The organism is Mycobacterium sp. E342, assembly GCF_001667665.1.
Lineage (GTDB): Bacteria > Actinomycetota > Actinomycetes > Mycobacteriales > Mycobacteriaceae > Mycobacterium.
This window is the reverse complement of sequence record NZ_LZJM01000188.1, coordinates 1-847: the sequence shown is the minus strand read 5'-3', so window position 1 is coordinate 847 and position 847 is coordinate 1. Positions and strand designations below refer to the sequence as shown.

Here is an 847-nt window from a genome sequence, read left to right as displayed (position 1 = left end):
TTAGCGCACTTACTCGTTGCCCAAGGGGCGGGACCGGGTGGGTGTGTGGGGTTGTTGTTGCCGCGCGGCGCGCAGGCCATCGTGGCGATTCTGGCGGTGCTCAAGTCCGGGGCGGCCTATGTGCCAATCGATCCGGGCTGGCCGGCCGCGCGGATCGAGTTCCTGCTGACCGATGCCGGCCCGACCACGGTGCTTACCACCACCGAGTTGCGCTCGCGGCTGGATGGTCATGGCGTGGCGGTGATTGATGTCAGTGATCCCGTGATCGATGCCCAACCGGCCACCCGACCACCGGGCCCGGCTGCTGAGGATGTGGCGTATTTGATTTACACCTCGGGCACTACCGGGGTGCCTAAAGGTGTTGCCGTTACCCATGGCAACGTGACCCAGCTGTTGGCGTCGCTGGATGGTGCGGTGGAGCGGGTGGGGGTGTGGTCGCAGTGGCATTCGTATTCCTTTGATGTGTCGGTGTGGGAGATTTTCGGTGCGCTGTTGGGTGGGGGCCGGTTGGTGGTGGTGCCCGAGGCGGTGGTGGGTTCCCCGGATGATTTGCAGGGCTTGCTGATTGCTGAACGGGTCAGTGTGTTGAGTCAGACCCCGTCGGCGGTGGCGATGCTTTCGCCGCAGGGGTTGGAGTCGGTGGCGTTGGTGGTGGCCGGGGAGGCGTGTCCGGCTGAGGTGGTCAATCGGTGGGCGTCGGGGCGGGTGATGCTCAACGCTTATGGGCCGACGGAGACCACGGTGTATGCGGCGATCAGTGCCCCGCTCACCCCGGGCACGGGGGCTGTGCCGATTGGGTCGCCGGTGTCGGGGGCGGCGCTGTTCGTGCTCGATGGGTGGTTGCGTG

General features: G+C 66.1%; 1 protein-coding gene. It reads left to right on the top strand.

Annotation, left to right across the window (positions count from 1 at the left end):
• A partial coding sequence (locus A5692_RS13650) for an AMP-binding protein (protein WP_156766073.1) occupies positions 1 to 847 on the top strand: 847 nt, incomplete at both ends.